Source organism: uncultured Algibacter sp., assembly GCF_947487605.1.
GTDB lineage: Bacteria > Bacteroidota > Bacteroidia > Flavobacteriales > Flavobacteriaceae > Algibacter_D.
Genome location: NZ_CANKXK010000001.1, coordinates 215,340 through 232,874 on the forward strand (window position 1 = coordinate 215,340; position 17,535 = coordinate 232,874).

General features: G+C 31.3%; 19 protein-coding genes. 11 read left to right on the plus strand and 8 right to left on the minus strand.

Features of this window, described 5'->3' with window-relative positions:
* The first annotated feature begins 31 nt into the window (after positions 1-31).
* From Q0739_RS00970 to Q0739_RS00995, 6 genes are read left to right on the plus strand one after another with little or no spacing between them, the layout of a single operon-like run.
* On the plus strand, positions 32-589 hold the full coding sequence (locus tag Q0739_RS00970) for a hypothetical protein (protein ID WP_298236825.1): 558 nt from the start codon (positions 32-34) through the stop codon (positions 587-589).
* Between the two features lie 18 nt (positions 590-607).
* Positions 608-1,582 carry a YitT family protein gene (locus Q0739_RS00975; protein ID WP_298236826.1) on the plus strand — a complete coding sequence of 325 codons (975 nt, stop codon included), beginning with the start codon at positions 608-610 and terminating at the stop codon, positions 1,580-1,582.
* A 1-nt stretch (position 1,583) separates the two neighbouring features.
* Positions 1,584-1,949, plus strand: a complete 366-nt coding sequence (locus tag Q0739_RS00980) for a cupin domain-containing protein (protein ID WP_298236827.1) — start codon at positions 1,584-1,586, stop codon at positions 1,947-1,949.
* Positions 1,946-2,773, plus strand: coding sequence for an alpha/beta hydrolase (locus Q0739_RS00985; protein WP_298236828.1), 828 nt, complete (start codon positions 1,946-1,948; stop codon positions 2,771-2,773). The genes Q0739_RS00980 and Q0739_RS00985 overlap by 4 nt, the downstream gene beginning before the upstream one ends.
* A 16-nt stretch (positions 2,774-2,789) precedes the next feature.
* Positions 2,790-3,554 (plus strand): 23S rRNA pseudouridine(2604) synthase RluF, encoded by a 765-nt coding sequence (gene rluF / locus Q0739_RS00990; protein ID WP_298236829.1) that lies wholly within the window; start codon positions 2,790-2,792, stop codon positions 3,552-3,554.
* Complete coding sequence (locus Q0739_RS00995) at positions 3,547-3,975, plus strand: VOC family protein (RefSeq protein WP_298236830.1); 429 nt, start codon at positions 3,547-3,549, stop codon at positions 3,973-3,975. Before rluF ends, Q0739_RS00995 begins: the two co-directional genes overlap by 8 nt.
* On the opposite strand, the gene Q0739_RS01000 is transcribed toward Q0739_RS00995, so the two are convergent.
* The 4 genes from Q0739_RS01000 to Q0739_RS01015 form a co-directional block, all read right to left on the minus strand.
* On the minus strand, positions 3,968-4,705 hold the full coding sequence (locus Q0739_RS01000; protein WP_298236831.1) for a TIGR02206 family membrane protein: 738 nt from the start codon (positions 4,703-4,705) through the stop codon (positions 3,968-3,970). The two genes, Q0739_RS00995 and Q0739_RS01000, sit on opposite strands and share 8 nt — an antisense overlap.
* Before the next feature lie 30 nt (positions 4,706-4,735).
* On the minus strand, positions 4,736-5,614 hold the full coding sequence (folD, locus tag Q0739_RS01005) for a bifunctional methylenetetrahydrofolate dehydrogenase/methenyltetrahydrofolate cyclohydrolase FolD (RefSeq protein WP_298236832.1): 879 nt from the start codon (positions 5,612-5,614) through the stop codon (positions 4,736-4,738).
* A gap of 76 nt (positions 5,615-5,690) precedes the next feature.
* Positions 5,691-7,019, minus strand: coding sequence for a signal recognition particle protein (ffh, locus tag Q0739_RS01010; protein ID WP_298236833.1), 1,329 nt, complete (start codon positions 7,017-7,019; stop codon positions 5,691-5,693).
* A gap of 374 nt (positions 7,020-7,393) precedes the next feature.
* Positions 7,394-9,157, minus strand: coding sequence for a hypothetical protein (locus tag Q0739_RS01015; protein WP_298236834.1), 1,764 nt, complete (start codon positions 9,155-9,157; stop codon positions 7,394-7,396).
* 147 nt (positions 9,158-9,304) lie between these two features.
* Here Q0739_RS01015 and Q0739_RS01020 point away from each other — a divergent pair, with 147 nt between their 5' ends.
* The 5 genes from Q0739_RS01020 (at position 9,305) to Q0739_RS01040 (ending at position 13,985) form a co-directional block, all read left to right on the plus strand.
* The gene (locus Q0739_RS01020) at positions 9,305-9,820 is read left to right on the plus strand and encodes a sigma-70 family RNA polymerase sigma factor (protein WP_298236835.1); all 516 of its coding nucleotides are present in this window, start codon (positions 9,305-9,307) and stop codon (positions 9,818-9,820) included.
* A gap of 273 nt (positions 9,821-10,093) precedes the next feature.
* Positions 10,094-11,005, plus strand: a complete 912-nt coding sequence (locus Q0739_RS01025; protein WP_298236836.1) for a FecR family protein — start codon at positions 10,094-10,096, stop codon at positions 11,003-11,005.
* 37 nt (positions 11,006-11,042) lie between these two features.
* Positions 11,043-13,316 carry a TonB-dependent receptor plug domain-containing protein gene (locus Q0739_RS01030; protein WP_298236837.1) on the plus strand — a complete coding sequence of 758 codons (2,274 nt, stop codon included), beginning with the start codon at positions 11,043-11,045 and terminating at the stop codon, positions 13,314-13,316.
* A gap of 20 nt (positions 13,317-13,336) precedes the next feature.
* A complete protein-coding gene (locus Q0739_RS01035) occupies positions 13,337-13,717 on the plus strand; it encodes a hypothetical protein (protein ID WP_298236838.1) in 381 nt (126 codons plus the stop codon).
* Positions 13,718-13,808: 91 nt separating this feature from the next.
* Complete coding sequence (locus Q0739_RS01040; protein WP_298236839.1) at positions 13,809-13,985, plus strand: hypothetical protein; 177 nt, start codon at positions 13,809-13,811, stop codon at positions 13,983-13,985.
* 87 nt (positions 13,986-14,072) lie between these two features.
* On the opposite strand, the gene Q0739_RS01045 is transcribed toward Q0739_RS01040, so the two are convergent.
* Genes Q0739_RS01045 through Q0739_RS01060 form a run of 4 tightly spaced genes read right to left on the minus strand, consistent with a single transcriptional unit; the run spans position 14,073 to position 17,414 of the window.
* Positions 14,073-14,765: a peptidoglycan DD-metalloendopeptidase family protein gene (locus tag Q0739_RS01045; protein WP_298236840.1), complete on the minus strand. Its 693-nt coding sequence runs from the start codon at positions 14,763-14,765 to the stop codon at positions 14,073-14,075.
* Positions 14,766-14,793: 28 nt separating this feature from the next.
* Positions 14,794-16,296, minus strand: a complete 1,503-nt coding sequence (locus Q0739_RS01050; protein ID WP_298236841.1) for a hypothetical protein — start codon at positions 16,294-16,296, stop codon at positions 14,794-14,796.
* A 10-nt stretch (positions 16,297-16,306) separates the two neighbouring features.
* On the minus strand, positions 16,307-16,879 hold the full coding sequence (locus Q0739_RS01055) for a hypothetical protein (protein WP_298236842.1): 573 nt from the start codon (positions 16,877-16,879) through the stop codon (positions 16,307-16,309).
* Entirely contained in the window at positions 16,863-17,414 is a 552-nt protein-coding gene (locus tag Q0739_RS01060) for an RNA polymerase sigma factor (protein WP_298236843.1), read from the minus strand. The genes Q0739_RS01055 and Q0739_RS01060 overlap by 17 nt, the downstream gene beginning before the upstream one ends.
* Positions 17,415-17,535: the final 121 nt, after the last annotated feature.

The window sequence follows — 17,535 nt, forward strand, 5'->3', positions numbered from 1 at the left end:
TTTATTATACATTTTAAACCATATTCACTTAATGAACAAACCATTTTTAGTCATCATTGTTTTCCTTTTATTTTTTATCGCTTGCAAAAACGAAAAAGACCCTTTTCATATAAGCAAACAACATGTTGGCTTTTTAACAGATTCAACACAAGTAAAGGATTTAGAAGTTATTTTTGCAAAAGACTCGCTTGTAAAGTTTACAAGTGGCGATGAGTTTGCAGGTAACATTAACAATATTCAAGTTTTTGAAAAAGGAGGAAAAAAATTATTAGTATTATCTCCTAAACATTCATTAGATTCTACTTCGGTAATTCAAAATGTGCAAATAGTAGATTCTAGATATAAAACAAGAGAAAATATTTCGTCACTAAGTACTTTTAAAGATATAACCAGTACCTATAAAGTCTCACGAATTAACAATTTAATTAATTCTGTAGTGGTTTTTGTAAATGAAATAAATGCAGCTTTCACCATTGACAAAAAAGAATTACCTGCGAACTTACGCTTTGATATGAACCTAACTATAGAGGCAACGCATATACCAGACAATGCAAAAATAAAATACTTTTTCTTGAACTGGAATAACTAATTAAGTAAAAATAAAACTATGAATCCATTTATTTCCAAGATATTAGTTGATGTTGCTCGTAAAAAGCTTGAGAACAAATATCATAAAAAGGAAATAAGTCAAAAGGAAATAGTTCCGCTTGTTCGAAACTTACAGGTTGAGCTAATACATACCATAAGAAAATATATATTTATACTAATTGGAGTATTCTCAGCAGGGTTTGGATTAAAAGGGTTCTTATTACCTAACCGTTTTATTGATGGTGGTGCAACTGGAATTTCTTTATTATTAGAAAATATTACATCCATCGAACTTGGCGTTTTATTAATTATTATTAACCTCCCTTTTGTAATTCTTGCTTCAAAAACTATAAACCTTAAATTCGCTTTACGCAGTATTGTAGCCATAGCTTTGTTAGCATTAGTGGTTCATTTTGTTGATTATCCAACAATAACAGAAGACAAACTTTTAATTGCCGTTTTTGGAGGGTTCTTTTTAGGTCTAGGAATAGGAATGTCTATGAGAGGAGGTAGTGTAATTGATGGTACCGAAGTTTTAGCAATTTACTTAAGTAGAAAAACCTCTCTTACTGTAGGTGATGTTCTTTTACTTATAAATATTATTATCTTTTCATTTGGTGCCTACATTCTATCTGTCGAAACTGCTTTATACGCTATTCTAACCTATCTTGCAGCAGCCAAAACGGTTGATTTCGTAGTTGACGGTGTTGAAGAATATGTGGGCGTAACTATTATTTCTGAAAAACATGAAAATATTAGAATCATGCTAACCGAAAAATTAAGAAGAGCATGTACTATCTATGCAGGTAAAGGTGGTTTTGGAAAACACAAAGAAGGCTACGACAAAAATATAATTTACACAGTTGTTACACGTTTAGAACTACCCAAACTTAAAACTGAAATTGATAAAGTTGATAAAAAAGCCTTTCTTGTTATGGGTATTGTTAAAGATTTAAAAGGTGGTATGATTAAACGTAAACCACTAAAAGATTGAAATGAAAAAATATCAAATTCAAGATAATCCTTTTGTGGTTCCAACAGATGACGGCAAAATTATTAATGAACATTTTGGATTAGCCACTAATGGGAATTCCCAAATAAGCATTGCCCATATGAAAGCTCCCGCAGGATGGAGCGAACCATTTCAAACTCCAAAATTTGATGAATACACCTTTATAATTAAAGGCAAAAAGCAATTTATAATTGAAGACGAAATAATTGTATTAGAAGCTGGTCAATCTATAAAAATAAAAAAGAATACGCGTGTTCAATATTCTAATCCATTTACCGAAATGTGTGAATACATAGCTATTTGCCTACCTGCATTTTCAATGGATTTAGTAAATAGAGAAGATATATGAAACTCGTTATAGCTAAAATCACAGGTTTTTTTATAAACATTATCGCATATATTTCTCCAAATTATGCAGCTAGGTTAGCCATAAATTTGTTTAGCACTCCTAGAAAAGGCAAACTCACAGAAGAAGCAACCAACTTTTTAAATTCTGCATTTCAAGAAGACGTAACTTTTAAAAACTCTTCTATAATGACTTACCGATGGTTGGGTGACAAAGAAACAATTTTATTAGTGCATGGGTGGGAAAGTAATTCGTTTCGGTGGAAAGATTTAATCGAATCACTAAAATCTCAAGGTTTTCATGTCATTGCTTTAGATGCCCCTGCGCATGGCAAATCTGGTGGTAAATCATTTAACGTAATAGATTATGCAGAATGCATATATCTAGTTGCTAAAAAATTTAAAGTAAATATAATTGTTGGGCATTCACTTGGAGGTATGGCGGCTGTATTATTTCAGTATAAATACAAACTACCAAATTTAAGAAGAATTGCTTTACTGGGTGCACCATCTAATTATGAAGGAGTTTTTAACCGTTATATAAATATGATGAGCTATCATAAACCATTGGTTAAAAGCATCAATGATTTTGCTTTAAAACGATTTGGAAACTTACCCGAATATTATGATACTGCTATGTTTTCAAACGAGTTAAATGCTAAAGGATTGATAATTCACGATTTGGGAGATAATATTATTCCGTACGAAGATGCTTTAGATTATAGTAAAAACTTTAGAGAAGCAAAGCTTATATCTACTAAAAATCATGATCACAGTTTAAAATCTGAAGAAATTGATAAATACATTATAGAATTTATTACAGATTAGAATATTCTAAAAAAAAATGGGAGAAGAATTAAAACGGATAAATAAATTTCTAAGTGAAGCTGGTTATTGTTCGCGCAGAGAGGCCGATAAACTAATTGATGCAGGAAGGGTGACTATAAATGGTATTGTTCCAGAAATGGGTACAAAAATTAGTAAAGATGATGTAGTGGCTGTTGATGGTAAAGAAATATCCAATAATAAAACATCGTTTGTTTATTTAGCATTCAACAAACCAATTGGTATTGTCTGTACTACTGATACTCGTGTAGAAAAGGATAATATTATCGATTTTATAAACTATCCCAAACGAATTTTTCCCATAGGCAGACTCGATAAGCCAAGTGAAGGACTTATACTTCTTACAGATGATGGCGATATTGTAAATAAAATTCTTAGAGCGAGTAACAATCATGAAAAAGAATATATTGTAACAGTAGATAAACCAATTTCACAAACGTTTATTCAAAGAATGTCAGGTGGTATTCCACTAATAGATTTGGGCAAGACAACAAACCCCTGTATTGTAAAAAAAACAGGCAAATTTGAATTTAAAATTATACTAACTCAAGGTTTAAATAGGCAAATTAGACGCATGTGCGAATATTTGAATTATGAAGTAGAAACACTTAAAAGGGTTCGAATAATGAATGTCAAGTTAGACATCCCTTTAGGTTCTTATAGAGAACTTACTAAGGATGAGTTTAATGAATTAAATTCCTTAATTTCTAATTCAACAAAAGAATTTAAACCGTGGATGAGAAGCGATAAAAAAAATGAATGAAAATACACCTCCTTTTCATTTAGCAATCCCTGTTTTCAACCTTAATGAATGTCGCGTATTTTATCGAGATATTTTAGGCTGCGAAGAAGGAAGAAGTAGCGACCATTGGATTGATTTTAACTTCTTTGGGCATCAATTAGTTATTCATTATAAACCCAAATTAGAAATTCTTGATTTACATACAAATCCAGTTGATGGTAAAAATGTCCCTGTTCCACATTTTGGTGTTGTTTTAACTTGGAAAGACTTTCATTCGTTAGCAGAGCATCTAAAAAATAAACAGATAAAATTTGTAATAGAACCTTATGTGCGTTTTGAGGGTCTCGTAGGTGAACAAGCTACAATGTTTTTTTATGACCCTTCTGGAAACGCTCTTGAATTTAAAGCTTTCAAAGACATGTCTCAATTATTTGCTAAATAACTTGAGTCTTTTTCTTCGTTTTACTTTTTAAATAAAACGGTAAATAAATCAATACAAAATAAGGGAATATTATCAACTGTCCTACAAGTATATAATAAGGCCACTCGCCAAAATAATCTAATAATGATGCTGTTACTGGCTTCTCATTCAAATAGAAATAATTAGAATTAAATATATAGTTAATTAGTACCATAGCAATAACGTACACTTGCAACGCTAAAAAAGACTTTACTACACTTTTAAAAACTGGACGCATATGAAATACAAAAGTCGCATAGAAAACAACAATTAACAAGCCAAGATGTACGAACCAATATCTATAATAATCCAGTGAAGACGTATCGTTAACAACGTCTGGTGTAATAACAGCTTGAAGCGTCCCTCCTACTATCCAGAACAACAATATTTCATACATCCAATACTTTTTATAATAAGTAAATAATGGAATGGTAAGTCCGAGTAAACTACATAAATGAAAAGGCAAATCGGTTGCGAGATTATAGTTTCCAGAACTGATTTTATAAGTATCGTTTATAATTACAATAGAACTAATAAAGCAAGCAAAAATATGGATTACTCTTTTTTGCTGAAGACTGTTACCATTATTTCTAAAGTAATTTATAAATAGACCACCAGCTAGTATAGCTAATCCAATGGGCATTAAATGAAGTAAACTTCCAATAACAACTTTTGATAATAAAAAAATTGCATTACAAATCAATAAATTCATAATGCAATTTAAGCAAATCTATTTTTAAGATTAAAGCAAATGCCTTTCTCTTGCTAGTAATGTATTTTTAAGCAACATAGCAATTGTCATTGGGCCTACACCTCCAGGTACAGGGGTTATATAACTTGCTTTTTTACTAACACTCTCAAACTCTACATCTCCAGCGAGTCTGTATCCGTTCTTTTTAGTTGCATCGGGTACACGTGTAATACCAACGTCAATAATCACAACATCTTCCTTTACCATATCACCAGTTAGAAACTCTGAAATACCAATCGCAGCAACTATAATATCTGCACTTTTGGTGATTTCTTCTAAATTTTTAGAACGACTATGAACAACCGTAACTGTGGCATCTCCAGCTTTTCTTTTCTGACTCATTAAAATGCTCATAGGGCGACCGACAATATGACTTCTCCCCATAACAACTACATTCTTACCAGAGGTTTCAATTTGATACCTTTCTAGTAACTCCATAATTCCATAAGGTGTCGCTGGCAAAAAGGTTGGTAAATCTAAAGTCATTCTACCTACATTTGTTGGATGGAAACCGTCAACATCTTTATTTGGGTCTACAGCCATTAGAACTTTTTGTTCATCAATTTGTTTAGGTAATGGCAACTGCACAATAAAACCATCAATATCATCATTAGTGTTTAACGCATGTATTTCTTCTAATAACTCTTCTTCCGAAGTATATTCTGGTAATTCAATTAAAGTTGATTTAAAACCAATACGTTCACATGCTTTTACTTTAGCATTCACATAGGTCATACTTGCGCCATCTGAACCTACCAAAATTGCAGCAAGATGCGGTACTTTCTCTCCTTTTGAAACCATTGACTTTACATGGTCTGCGATTTCTTCTTTTATATCGTTACTTACTTTTTTTCCGTCTAGGATAGTCATTCAATTTATATTTAGATATATTCTTTAAGATGCTTCGACTACGCTCGGCATAACATAGTTCTAGCTTCTAACAAAATTAACGCATGTTCTTCATCATCTGCATCATCTTTTTACCACCACCACCTTGCATCATCTTCATCATTTTACTCATTTGGTTAAATTGTTTTAAAAGCTGATTTACCTCTTGAACAGATGTTCCCGAACCACTACCAATACGTTTTTTTCTACTTGCGTTAATTATTGATGGATTTGCTCGCTCTTTGGGTGTCATTGAATGAATAATAGCTTCAATACCTTTAAATGCATCATCATCAATGTCGACATCTTTCATCATTTTTCCAGCACCAGGAATCATTCCAACAAGATCCTTCATGTTTCCCATTTTCTTTATTTGCTGAATCTGTTTTAAGAAATCGTCAAACCCAAATTGGTTTTTTGCTATTTTCTTTTGAAGTTTTCTTGCTTCAACTTCATCAAATTGTTCTTGTGCTCTTTCAACTAAAGACACCACGTCTCCCATACCAAGAATACGATCTGCCATACGCGACGGATAGAACACATCAATAGCTTCCATCTTTTCACCTGTACCAATAAATTTAATTGGTTTGTTGACTACAGATTTAATTGAAATTGCGGCACCACCTCGAGTATCACCATCTAATTTGGTAAGGATTACCCCATCAAAATTAAGAATATCATTAAAAGCTTTTGCAGTATTAACCGCATCTTGCCCTGTCATAGAATCTACTACAAACAAAGTTTCTTGAGGTTGAATAGCTTTGTGAATATTCGATATCTCAGTCATCATCGCCTCATCAACCGCTAAACGACCTGCTGTATCAATTATAACAACATTAAACCCATTTGCTTTTGCATGTGCGATAGCAGCCTTAGATATGGCAACTGGATCATTATTTCCTCTATCGCTAAAAACTTCAACACCTATTTGTTCTCCTACAATATGTAGTTGATCTATCGCAGCTGGACGATACACATCACATGCAACTAATAAAGGTTTTTTAGTTTTTTTATTTTTAAGATAGTTAGCTAGCTTTCCTGAAAAAGTCGTTTTACCCGAACCTTGCAAACCAGACATTAAAATAACACTTGGTGTACCCGATAGATTTACCCCTTCGGCATCGCCACCCATAAGTTGCGTTAATTCGTCCTTAACAATTTTTACCATTAACTGCCCAGGCTGTAATGTTGTTAATACATTTTGACCTAAAGCTTTTTCTTTTACCTTATTGGTAAAATCTTTGGCTATTTTAAAATTAACATCGGCATCAAGTAAAGCACGTCGTACTTCTTTTAAAGTTTCGGCAACATTTACTTCAGTAATGCTACCATGTCCCTTTAGTACGTGTAAGGCTTTATCTAATTTATCGCTTAAATTATTAAACATAATTTTTCATTGAAATTTTAAGTTGCAAAAGTAAAGAAATATTTTGTTTTTCTCTTTGATAGATATCCGTTTTCATAGGAATAACAAATAATTTGTTTCTCTAGTAAAAACTGGAAAGAAATATTAATTATTTAATGATTTTTATGTTATTGTAGAAGTCTCGCTAACAAAAAAATAAAAAAAGGCTGTCAATTTTTATTTGACAGCCCTTATAAAGGAAATTTAGCTAACTAACCTATTAAACCGAAGAGATAATATTTCCTTTTACCAAAACATAATAATTTTTTTTCAAATTTTTTATTAGATTACCACATTCGTGGGAATCCCAGTTTAATGGAATCCTCGAGAGATTTAGTCCCGAGGAATCTTTTGTATTAAGCTTTCTTTTCTAATACTAATATGCGTTCAATTGCGCCGTTAGCATTTAAATCTTTAAGTTCAATTCTTTCTTGGGTGATTTCTACAATTTTCCATCTATGATTAAGAACAGTATATGGTTCTTCTGGACCAAAATGCAATCCTAAATATAACCCTTCGTTTCTATAGGCTAACCAAGAACCATCACCATCAACAACATTATTAGGGTTAATTGCTTTAATTCTTCCACTTTCTAGGAAATCGAAGGTATAGTTAAAAAACACTTCTGTTTTGTTAATATCTCCATCTTGATATAATGCAACTTCCCAATCGCTACTAATTAATACGTCGTCAATAAAGTTTAAATCATCATCTCCATCTGGACAGTGTCTTTTCAATACCATCTTGTTTTCTCTATTTCCTAAAGATTCTAATTTAATTAAACCTGACTCTAAGAATGTAACAAACCATTCTAATTGCAAATCTGGTCTATCTTCTAAGTTAATTTGTAATACAAATCCAGCTGTATTGTAAGCTAATATATTGTAGGTTCCTTCAACCAATTCTCCTTTTACGCGTAGTTTAACAACGTTGTCTTCGAAGAATTTAAATGGTGTGCCTATATAATCCTTTTCTTTATCAATCCCATCAATACTTAATCGAGATATTCTCCATAAACATTCTTGCAAGTAGTTTGCAATTCTTTCTTTTGTTATATCTACAATATCACAGTTTTTCTTTAAGATAATCTTATTACCACCAGACTGGTACAATTTAATTTTCCCTGGTTCAAGATCGTATACAAACCATTCTAAAGTAAAGTCGACTAGAGTTTCAAATTCTAATTTTATTAAAGCACCGTGGTCTGTTACTCTGGTTGTCCAAGTTCCTGTAAGTAAATCTCCATTTCTTTTACGAACTTTTACAACATTATCTTCTTTGAAATTCATTACGTACTCAACGTATACGTCTCTTAAATTATCTTGATTTCTTTCGAATTCATACACAACCCAAGGACAAGATTTTAACAAATTATCTAAACGTTCTTTTGTAAAATCGTCGTCTCCATAATCGTTATCATCATCTTCGTCACATGCGTCTTTTGCTTCTTCAATCGTACTTGCTAATTCTTGATTTCTATTAACAACAACTTCAGAACCATCTGCATATACTAAAGTTACAGGGTAGTTAATACTTGCAATAACTTCGGCATCTTTTACACGCTTAATAAAACGGTGTAATTCTCTATCGTTTGCTACAGAAATAACATCGATAATTTGAAAGTTCGGGTTGAAAATAGAAAACGAAATAGGGTATTTAAAATCGATGCATTCTATATCGTCATCCTCTTCATTTTCACCTTTACATTTCGCAACAAATTCTTGCATTTCGGCAGCACTATTTATAGTAATTTCATCATGATTGTCTGTAATTATCACAATAGGAAATACAATATCTAAACGATCATCATCGTCTTCAAATTCGTTATAAATAGCTTCGATTGTTTTATAGTCTTCTTCAGAATCTATAATAATTTCAAGACCATTAACAACAACCGTAACAGGTAAATTAACAGATAAGCAATTTGCTCTGTCTATTATATTGTCTTTAGAACCATCAAACTTAGCAGTAGCACTTACCATTGCAGTTAAATTAGAGTCGGCAACAAGTGCTTCTGCCTCATTTGGATCGGTAATTTCTGTTACTTCATCTTGACAGGAAGTAAACATAATAAGGGCAAAAAAAGGTAATAACAGTAGGTTTTTCATAAAAGATTTCATAATAATTGAATTTGGGTTAAACATAGCTTTTTATTGATAAAACAGCATAACTTTAAAAATTCCTACCCTTCTTTTAAAAAAAATTGAAAAAATAAAAATTCCAAATTCCAAAAAACCTTATTTTAGTGCAACCAATCACTCCTATGAATGAGTAAACAACTCCATGATAATATTTGTGAAGAACATTTATTTTCTTCAATATTTAATAAGTACTCTAAAGATTTACACAACTTTCTATACTATAAGTTTGGTGATTTATTAAATCCAAAAGATAAAGTTCAAGAAGCATTTATTAAACTTTGGCAGAATTGCTCTAAAATTTCTCCAGACAAAGCAAAAAGTTTTGTTTTTACTACAGCAAATAATTTAATGTTGAATGAAGCAGCACATCAAAAAGTAGTTTTAAAGCATCAACAAACAAAACCAAAAATGCATACGAATGAGAATCCTGAATTTTTAATGCAGGAAAGTGAATATATGGACAAGCTCCAAAATGCATTGGCAAATTTAACCGAACCTCAGCGTGAAGCTTTTTTAATGAATCGAGTTGAGGGAAAACGCTTTAAAGAGATAGCTGAAATTTTAGACATCTCTACTAAAGCTGTTGAAAAACGTATTTATGGTGCATTAAAAAAGTTAAGAGCAGAGATTAAGGAGCTGTAAAAAAGACGGAAATCGGAAGACTGAATACAGAAGTTTTGTTAGCAACTAATTTTAAATTTTGAACATTCATATAAAAAATAATGAAGACGACTCACTAATGAGAATAAAATATAGAATCTATAAAAAATTCTCTTTAAATCTTTGCAAAAAACTCAGTAAATTTCAGTAAATCTTAATGAAACAATTTAGAATTTGGAACTTGGAATTTTATTTTTTTTATAGGTAGGGTAGGAAAAAATAAAAGCAACCTGTTATATAGTTGAATAAGTAGTCATGAATAGAGAAACTTTAATATCGAAATGGTTAGATAACAATCTAAATAATCAAGAACTTGAAGCATTTAAAAAGCTTGAAGATTATGATGAATTAGTAAGGTTGAATAACAGTTTAAAGGCTTTTAAGGTCGAAAATTACAACACCCAAAAAGAACTTCAAGGTGTGCTATCGGTTATTAAAAACACAAAAGCTATTAACGCTAAAAAGCAAACAACTAATTGGGTTAAACCATTTATGCGTATTGCTGCCATACTCGCTATAAGTTTTAGTTTATACTATTACACGACAACTTTAGACACAACAATTTCTACAGAATTTGCACAAAAAACTACTATAGAATTACCCGATGCTTCTAGTGTTTTACTTAATGCTAAATCTACTTTAGCATTTAATAAAAAAGATTGGAAACAAGAACGCGAGGTAGAACTTAACGGTGAAGCCTTTTTTAAAGTTGCTAAAGGATCATCGTTTAAAGTTAATACAAAATCAGGAACCGTAACGGTTTATGGTACTCAATTTAATGTAAAACAACGGGACTATTATTTTGAGGTTATTTGCTACGAAGGTTTAGTTGGGGTTACCCATAATTCTCATGAAACGAAATTAAAACCTGGCGACAGTTTTTTAATTATAGATGGGAAAATTATTGCTAAAGAAAAGGAAAATCGCTCAACGCCTTCGTGGTTGAATAACGAAAGTCAATTTAAAAGTATGCCGTACAAAACGGTTATTGCAGAATTTGAAAGACAATACAATGTCGATTTCACACTTTTAAACATTGATAGCTCACAGTTATTTACAGGTAGTTTTGCTCACGATAATCTAGAATTGGCATTAAAAAACATTACACTACCTTTACAATTAAGTTATAGTAGAGAACATAATTCCATAATCTTAAAGCGTGAATAGTAAAGGACTCTTTCCTCTATTTATCTTATTATTTTTTTTGAACATTACCTATTTAAATGCTCAAACCGTTCAAAAAGAAAAGCAAGACCTTACCACAATTTTAAACACTTTAGAGAATCTTTACGATATCAGGTTTTCCTATGCTGATGAATTGTTAAAAGACATAAAATTAATACTCCCAGAAAGAGATTTAACCCTAATAGATATCTTAAACTTTATAAGTACTGAAACCAATTTAAACTTTGAATTACTTAATAATAGGTTTATAGTCGTAACAGAAAAAAAGGCAGATAATCTTGATGATTATAATACTCAAATACTAGAAGAAATTGTAGTTGTTAATTACCTTACAACAGGTGTAACAAAACTGAATGATGGAAGCATTGCCATAAAACCTGAAACATTTGGTATCCTACCAGGTCTAATTGAACCTGATGTATTACAAACAATACAAGCACTTCCAGGTATATTGAGTATAGATGAAACTGTTTCGAATATTAATGTAAGAGGCGGAACACACGACCAAAATTTATTTTTGTGGGATGGGATTAAAATGTATCAATCTGGGCATTTTTTTGGATTAATTTCGGCATTCAACCCATACACAACTAAATCGGTTAATGTTTCAAAAAATGGCACGAAGGCTAAATATGGTGATGGTATTTCGAGTATTATCGATATGCGTCTTTCAGATAAAATCGATAATCAATTTAGAGCGGGAGCTGGTTTTAATTTAATTAATGCAGATGCTTTTGCAAAAATACCGCTCTCAAGAAATACCGAATTGCAATTATCAACACGACGTTCGATTACAGACCTAATTGTTACCCCCACTTACGATCAATATTTTAAACGTGTTTTTCAAGATTCCGATTTAAACCAGTTTAACGATACCTCGATTTCAAAAAATGAAAATTTCTTTTTTTACGATTTTACGGCTAAATTTCTTTATAATATAACCAACAAAGACAAAATTAGGCTTCATTTTTTGACCGTAAATAACAAACTAAATTACGACGAACAATCTAGAATTAATGATAGAAACGAAGCGCTTAACAGCAAGCTATCACAACAAAATTTAGCTACTGGCATTACTTATTCTAGGGAATGGAATAACAGACTAAAAACAACCGCACAAGTTTATGTTTCTAATTACGATTTAGACGCCACAAATTTCGATATTATAAACGACCAACGTCTTATTCAAGAAAATGAGGTCTACGATGGCTCTGCAAGATTAGATGTGGATTATGCAGCAAATAAGAACTTAAAATTTAACGGCGGGTATCAATTTACCGAAGTAGGAATTAGTAATTTAGAAGATGTTAATAATCCTGTTTTTAGAAGTTTTATAAAAGAGGTTATAAGAAGTCATGCTGTTTATGGCGAAGGATCTTTTCTATCAAACAATGTTAAAACCAAATTAAACATTGGTGCCAGGGTTAATCATTTTAAAAAGTTTGATACGTTTTTAGTAGAACCTCGATTAAGTTTCAGTCAGAGGTTTTTAAACAACTTTAGGCTTGAAATATTAGGCGAGTTAAAAAGTCAAACAACATCACAAATTATCGATTTACAAAATGATTTTTTAGGTATTGAAAAACGTCGTTGGGTACTTTCTAATAATGAGGATATTCCCATTCTAAAAAGCAAACAAGCGTCTATTGGACTTCACTACAATAAAAACAAACTATTAATAAGCGTTGAGGCTTACTTAAAAAAGGTAGATGGTATTACTAGTAGAAGTCAAGGATTTCAGAACCAGTTTCAATTTATAAATGATACTGGAGGCTATAAAATAAAAGGTGTGGATGTTTTAATAAATAAGCAATTTCAGGATGTTGTGAGTACTTGGCTAAGTTATTCTTATAGTAAAAACGACTATTCCTTTACTGATTTAAATAGTGGTAATACTTTTCCAAATAACGCCGATATTACACATGCAGCAACGGCAGGTGGCACCTATACATACAACGATTTTAAATTATCTGTTGGGATTAATTGGCATTCTGGAAAACCCAATACTGAGCCTACTGGTTTAGACGATAGCACTTTTCGCACCATAAATTACGAATCGCCTAATAGTAGCAACTTAGATGATTATTTACGGACCGACTGTTCTGCAACCTATTCCTTCAATCTTGTTAATGATATCAAGGCAACAATTGGTGCTTCTGTTTGGAATGTTTTAGATAAAAAGAATATCATTAATAAATATCACATTTTAGACGAAGAGGACAACTCGATAATACCTATCGAAAATTTGTCTTTAGGTATCACTCCTAATGTTAGTTTTCGTGTTAATTTTTAGAAAATTTGTACATTTGTATTATGTTATTAGCTAATTACATACATAGATTACTTACAGGTTTTGTTTTACTATTAACCCTATTAAGTTTTTCTGGATTTGCACCAGCTAGTACTAATTATCAAAAACCTATTACAGAGCTTTTAGTTGAAAAACCTCAAACAGATAAGAAGTTAATAACATTCTCTAAGGTTTCTCTTAATACACTTAAAAAACATGTTTTTAATAAATACATCGTTTTTAATTTTAAATGCTTGGTAAGTGCTTTAAATTTCGATTTAACTGTTCGCTTTAAATCACAAAATGAAACCGTTTTAAAACTTGTTAACTTTCATAATATCTTAGAGCAAAATCTTATTGCTCATCAACATTCAAGTAATCTTCCAGATAGGTTCATAGAGTAATTTTTATTGCCATGTTCTAAGCAATACTTTCAAAAACATTTTAACATAAGTAATATCAATTTTATTGATGCTACTCTTATATTACTACTTTATGAATATTAAAAGAATAGTAAGGTTAATTGCTTTAGCTCTCATGATAGCTTTAGCGTGCATTTTACCAGTACCAATAACTTTTTACAGAAAAGATAACACACCTAAATTTAAGATTGAACAACTTGACAATAAAGAAGATGATAGTGCAGAAGAAGACATAAAAGAACTTTTTTAATTGCTTGACTTTGTTAGAAAAACTAACGACCTTCATTTAAAGTCTGATATAAATCATTAAAAACAAATTCATATTATTAGAGCTAAACTAACTATCTAGCTTCAAAAGCAACTCAGGGTTTGGGCAATTGTTTAAATAAAAAGCTAAGTTATTCTTATTGCAAACACCAGGGTAATCGCCTTTATAATTTTGTAGATCTTTTATAATTTGAAAATGTAAATGTGGTGGATAATCGCCATTAACGTATGCATCACCTAATTTTGCAATACAAGCTCCTTGTTTAAATATTTGTCCCACTCTTAGGTTTTCAATAGACTGCAAGCTTAAGTGTCCATAAAGTGTATAAAACTCAACATTATTCATTTTATGCTTCAATATTATGGTTGGGCCATAATCACCATAATTAGTGTTGTTTTTAAAACTATGTACCGTAGCATCTAATGGTGTATAAATTGGTGTTTCTGCATCGCACCAAAAATCAACACCTAAATGAATATTACGCTCTGTTTCTTCGGTTTTATTAAAATGATTGCTTCGGGTATAAATAGACCTTGTTTCATTATACCCACCATAAGCTATTAAAGCATTGTGCCTTTTTATATGCGTATTTACAAAATTTGCTAAAGCGTTGGAAGAATATACATCTACCTTTTTAAGGGGTGTATTATCTTTAGATAAATTTAAAGGAATATATTTCGAATTTGGAATGGTAGCATCTAAAACGCGAAGTGGACTTGTACTGATGCTATTAAGAAATTTTGAAAAAGCTTTTGAGTCCATACAACCTATTTCCTCAAAACTAAGAAATCTATTGCATAACTACATTGCTGTATTTAGCATTTACTACAATACTTTTACCTGAGTCTAAATTTCCAGTGGAAAAAGAAGAGGTATTTTCTTTTGCTATTTTTTTAGGATGTGTAAAACGTGTACGATCTCCTTTATACTGTAAGTTATAATTTACCTTAGGTAAGGTAATAACCGCATCTGTATTTTGAAGAATAATATTTAAGTTAGTAAAATTATCATCAATTTTTAGAATTTTTAAATCGCCTATACTACCATCAATAATAGCATTTCCTAGTAAGTTTTCTATTTCAATATCTGAGGAATTGGCTGTTAAAACCATTTGCTTAACATTACTTAACTGTGCTTTCTTTACATAATTTAAGTTCAGTTCTCCTACATTCCAATGCATTACTTTAATTGGTGAATAAGATGCATTAATGGAAGTAGAACTTCCATTAATGCTATGAGCTATAAATTTTGTATGAGATAAATCTGCTTTTAAATTATCTATATTCGCTGCAAACTTTAATTCGCCGTGTCTTACATTTACCTTTAATTTGGCATCTTTAGGCATTTTAATTTTGATAGTCTTTTTAACTTTAGAATTAGACTCGCGATGCACCATCTCTTCTATTTCTGCTCTTCTATGCTTAGCTAATTTTTCGCGTTCTTCATGCATTTTTTCGCGTTCTTTAGCTAGTTTCTCGTGTGCCTTAGCTCGCTTTTCATGTGCTTTCTCTATGCGATGAGCTTGTGCTTCGGTTCTTTCGGCTTGACGTTCCATTTGCGCAGCGTAGCGCTCGCCCCAAGCTTCCATTTTCTTACCGTATTTCTCACCAAATTTCTCACCCCATTCTTCCATTTCTTTACCGTATTTCTCACCCCAATCTTTTCCAAACTTATCACCCCAAGCTTCCATTTTTTCGGCGAATTCTTTTCCAAAGGTAGATTCAAATTGTTCTGTATATTCCTCTAAATATTTGTCTCCATCTTTTTGATAAGCATCAAAATCGAAATGTATATTATTTAAACCTTCTGGTAACTCAGGTAATTCTGGTAATTCAGGCATCTCTGGCATCTCTGGTATTTCGGGCATCTCAAAATTGAAATCAAAATTCATTTCTGGCAAATCTGCCAATTCGAATTTTAATTCTTCTAGAACGGCTTTGACAGCATCTCCATCAAAATCGCCATGATATGCCCAAGCAATGCGACCTTTTCCTTTTGTTTTAATTTTTACGTTATCTGTCTCAGCATCAATATCTACATCCCAATTATCTAAAGCTTTTTGTAAAGCGTCTCTACTTAAATCATCGGCTTCAATATAAGCTTCAATTTCAATGGTATTTTTGTTCCAAGTATCAAATTCAATATTACAATAGCTTGTGTTTAAATCTATAGTAACATCTTTATCTACTTTTATAGATTGCGATACTTTAGTTAATTTCTCTTGACTTATTAAGCTTCCTGTTATAAGAAAACATACTGTCAATAATTTCAATTTTATGATTGTCTTGTTCATTTTTTGATTTTTAGATTGATTGTGATGCATTTGATAAGGCATCATTTGAAGTGTTAAAATTCTTAATTTGTTCTCGTAATCTATATAAAAGCGTCAAACGAAATTTTAAATTATCAATTAAAGCGTTTATTGTTAATTCACTAGGTCCAGATTCATTTAACTCTGCAGATAAATATTCATACTCTTTATTAAGCTCGCTTAATTGTTTCAAATAACCATCGAATAAATCTTTGGTTTCTGGAGTCGGTTTCATTTTAGATAATTCTAAATTGATACTAGCCAAATAATAATCTTCAACTTTTTTAAGTCCTGGTGACACATCACCCAAAGTTTTGGTTTTAACTACATCTGTAGAAGCAATCTCTGTTGTGCCTACATTTTCAGGTTGAAAATAATTATAAACCCCAATGAGTCCTAATAAAACCACTATACTGGCAGCTAAATAAAACCAATTAAAACTAGGCTTACTGCTAATAGGCATTGCTTTATCTAACTTATTAAGGAATCGTTTCTCATGGTTATTAGGCATTTTTTCGCCACTCAAGGTATCTTCTTTAAACATATCTCTAATATCCTGTGCCATGTGTTTTTGGTATTAATTGTTCTTTTAATTTCGCTTTACCCCTAGATAATTGTGTTCGCGATGCTACTTCGGAAATCCCCAATATCTCTGAAATTTCTTGATGATCGTACCCTTCAATTAAGTACAGCATCACAACGTATTGATACTTTTCTGGTAAATTATTAATCGCCTGTTTTACCTCTTTTAACGTAATAGTGTCTTCTACTAACCATTTGTCATCATCTGGAGTATCGATTACCTTTAGGTGCACCTCTTCTAATTCAACTAAACGTTGTTTTTTAGATTTTAAAAAATCGATACTTTTATTAACAACAATACGTTTTAACCATGCACCAAAAGTAACTTCTGCTTTATATTGATGTAGTTTGGTAAAAGCCTTTATAAAAGACTCTTGAACCACATCTTCGGCATCGGCAGCATCTTTTAAAAAACGCTTAGCAACAATATACATACCATCGCAGTACTGGTTGTACAACTGCAGTTGTGCTTTGCGATTGTTTTGTTTACATTTTTCAATAATGTCAACTTGAAACATGCTTTCGATTACTTTTGGCTTAAGTTAGTTCGATTAAAAGACGATAAAAAAAACAGACTGTTGCAAAAAAGAGTATTTTTTCTACTAAGTATAACAAAGCTAAATAAATATGCGTTTCAAT